Source organism: Streptomyces sp. NPDC056948, assembly GCF_042674225.1.
GTDB lineage: Bacteria > Actinomycetota > Actinomycetes > Streptomycetales > Streptomycetaceae > Streptomyces > Streptomyces purpurascens.
This window is the reverse complement of record NZ_JBHUQX010000649.1, coordinates 1-3435: the sequence shown is the minus strand read 5'-3', so window position 1 is coordinate 3435 and position 3435 is coordinate 1. Positions and strand designations below refer to the sequence as shown.

Here is a 3435-nt window from a genome sequence, read left to right as displayed (position 1 = left end):
GGTAAGGGCGGCGGGGGCGAATCAACCCAGCCCTTCCGCCACCCCAACCGCGGCCGAATCCACCGCGACAAGCCCCTCACCTTCACCTTCGACGGCACTGAATACCAGGGCTGCAAGGGCGACACCCTCGCCTCCGCCCTCCTCGCCAACGGCGTCATCCAGACCGGCACCAGCATCAAACTGGGCCGCCCCCGCGGCATCTTCTCGGCCGGCGTCGAGGAGCCCAACGCCGTCATCCAGATCGAGGCACCTTTCCCCGAGCCGATGCTCCCCGCGACGACCGTGGAGCTCTACGACGGCCTGGTCGCGAGCAGCCTCCCCGGCCAGGGCCGCCTCGCCACCGAACCGGACCCGGCCCGCTACGACGCCGTACACGCCCACTGCGACCTCCTGGTCGTGGGCGCGGGCCCGGCCGGCCTCGCCGCGGCGGCAGCCGCCGCCCGCTCGGGTGCGCGTGTCATCCTCGCCGACGACCAGCCGGATCCCGGCGGCAGCCTCCTCGGAAGCGGCGAGCACCTCGACTGGGTGACCGGGTCGACCGCCCACCTCGACGCCGCCCCCGACGTGCGGGTCCTGCGCCGCACCACCGTCTTCGGCTACTACGACGACAACCACCTCCTCGCCGTCGAGCGCCGCACCAACCACCTCGGCGCCGAGGCTCCGGAGCACGTCTCCCGCGAACGCGCCTGGCGCATCCGCGCTCGCCGCGTCGTCCTCGCCACCGGCGCCCACGAGCGCTCGCTGGCCTTCGCGGACAACGACCGCCCCGGCGTGATGCTGGCCGCCTCGGCCCGCGCCTACGTCAACCGCCACGGCGTCCTGCCCGGCCGTCACGCGGTCGTCTTCACCACCAACGACAGCGCCTACGCGGCGGCATTGGACCTCGCCGCGGCCGGCGTGGCCGTCGAGGCCGTGGTCGACACCCGTCCCGAGCCGGGGGAGTGGGCCGAGCGCGCCCGGCGGGCCGGCATCGAGGTGCTTCCGGGCCACGCCGTCACCGCCGCCGAAGGCACGCCCCGTCTCACCGCCGTGACCGTCTCCCCGTACGGGGAGACAACAGGCCGACGGGAGTTCGCCGCCGACCTGCTCCTGGTCTCCGGCGGCTGGAACCCGGTGGCGCACCTGTTCAGCCAGTCCGGCGGCACGCTCCGCTACGACGAGACGCTCGGCAGCTTCGTCCCCGACACCTCCCGCCAGGCCGTCGAGGTCGCGGGCGGCGCGAGCGGTGTCTTCGACCTGGCCCGCGTCCTCGCGCAGGGGGCCGCCGCCGGGGCCCGCGCGATCGAGGCCGAGGGCTACACCGCCGAGGCTCCGCGCCTGCCCCGGGTGCCCGTGCACCCGCACACGCCGCCCATGCAGATCTTCGCCGTCCCGGGTCGCGAAGGCGCCCCGCGCTTCGTCGACCTGCAACGCGACGTCACCGTCGACGACCTGGCCCGGGCCACCGGCGCCGGAATGCGCTCGGTCGAGCACACCAAGCGCTACACCACGGCCGGCACCGCCAACGACCAGGGCAAGACCTCCGGGGTCCTGGCCGGCGGCGTCGTCGCCGAACTGCTCGGCGTGGACATCTCGGCGCTCGGCACGACCACCTTCCGGCCCCCGTACACCCCCGTCTCCTTCGCCGCCCTCGCCGGCCGAGACCGCGGCGCGCTGAGCGACCCGGTCCGTACGACCGCCCTGCACGAGTGGCATGTCGCGCACGGCGCCCTGTTCGAGAACGTCGGCCAGTGGAAGCGCCCCTGGTACTACCCGCAGGACGGCGAGGACATGGAGACGGCCGTGCTGCGCGAGTGCGCCGCCGCCCGCGAGGGCGTCGCCTTCATGGACGCCTCCACTCTCGGCAAGATCGACGTCCAGGGCCCGGATGCCGCCGTCTTCCTCGACCTGCTCTACACCAACATGATGAGCACCCTGAAGGTCGGCATGATCCGCTACGGCGTGATGTGCCGCCCCGACGGGATGGTCTTCGACGACGGCACTGTCATCCGCCTCGACCAGGACCGCTACCTGCTCACCACCACGACGGGCAACGCCGCAGCCGTGCTGGACTGGATGGAGGAGTGGCTCCAGACGGAGTGGCCCGAGCTGAGGGTCCACTGCACCTCCGTGACCGAGCAGTGGGCCACCGTCGCCCTGGTCGGTCCGAAGTCCCGCGAAGTGCTCGGCTCGCTCGCCCCCCGACTCGCCGTGGCCAACGACGACTTCCCGTTCATGGCATGGCGGGACACGACGGTCGCCGGCATCGGGGCCCGGGTCTGCCGGATCAGCTTCTCCGGCGAACTCGCCTACGAGATCAATGTGTCACCGTGGGACGCCCTCGCCCTGTGGGAGGCGCTGTACGAGGCCGGCGCCTCGTACGGCATCACCCCGTACGGCACGGAGACCATGCACGTCCTGCGAGCGGAGAAGGGTTATCCGATCGTCGGCCAGGACACCGACGGCACCGTGACGCCGCAGGACCTCGGCATGAGCTGGGTGGTGTCCAAGAAGAAGCGGGACTTCATCGGCAAGCGGTCCTACGCCCGTGCGGACACCTCCCGCCCGGACCGCAAGCACCTGGTCGGCCTGCTCCCGGAGGACCCGGGCGCCTTCCTCCCCGAGGGCACGCAGCTGGTCGCCGGCAGTGTGCTGCCCGCGCCGCCCGTCCCGATGCTCGGCCATGTCACGTCCAGCTACCGCAGCGCGGCCCTCGGCCGGACCTTCGCCCTCGCCCTGGTCAAGGGCGGCCGGGACCGCATCGGTGAGCGACTCTATGCCCCCGTGGGCGACCGGCTGGTCCCGGTGACCGTCGCGAGCCCCGTCCTCTACGACCCCGAGGGAGCCCGCCGCGATGGCTGACACCGTCCTGACCGCCCCGCTCCGCAGCCCTCTGTCGCACGCCGCCGGCCGGCTGGCCGCCGCGACCCGCACCTCCGGGGGCGCGATCAGGCTGGCGGAACTCCCTTTCCTGACCCAGGTCAATGTGCGTCTCGACCCCAAGGGAGCGGCCGCGGACGCCGTCGGGCCGGCGCTGGGCCTGCAACTGCCCGTCGAACCCGGCACCGTCGTCCGTGCCGGGGAGCTGACCGCGCTGTGGCTCGGCCCCGACGAGTGGCTCGTGGTGGGCCCGCCGGGCGGTCAGCAGGACCTGGAGAGCCGGATCCGTGAGGCCGCGGGTGACGAGCCCGTGTCCGTCGTCGATGTCTCGGCTCAGCGCACCGCGCTGCTCGTCGCGGGTCCTCGCGCCCGCGACCTGCTGGCCCACGGCTGCTCGCTGGATCTGCACCCGCGCGTCTTCGGCCCCGGCCGCTGCGCCCAGACGACCCTGGGCCGCACCCAGGTCGTCCTGGTCGCCCGTGACGAACCCGGAGGCGGGTTCTGGGTGCTGGTCCGTTCGTCCTTCGCCGGCTACCTGACGGACTGGCTGCTGGACGCGGCTGTGGAGTGGACCTG

General features: G+C 73.3%; 2 protein-coding genes. Both read left to right on the top strand.

Annotated features, from left to right (window positions below; all coding sequences use genetic code 11):
• Window positions 1-2841 (top strand): 2Fe-2S iron-sulfur cluster-binding protein (locus tag ACFTZL_RS42865; RefSeq protein WP_382595431.1); only part of this gene is annotated, 2841 nt, incomplete at its 5' end.
• Window positions 2834-3435 (top strand): sarcosine oxidase subunit gamma (locus ACFTZL_RS42860; protein ID WP_382595428.1); only part of this gene is annotated, 602 nt, incomplete at its 3' end. The genes ACFTZL_RS42865 and ACFTZL_RS42860, both read left to right, overlap by 8 nt.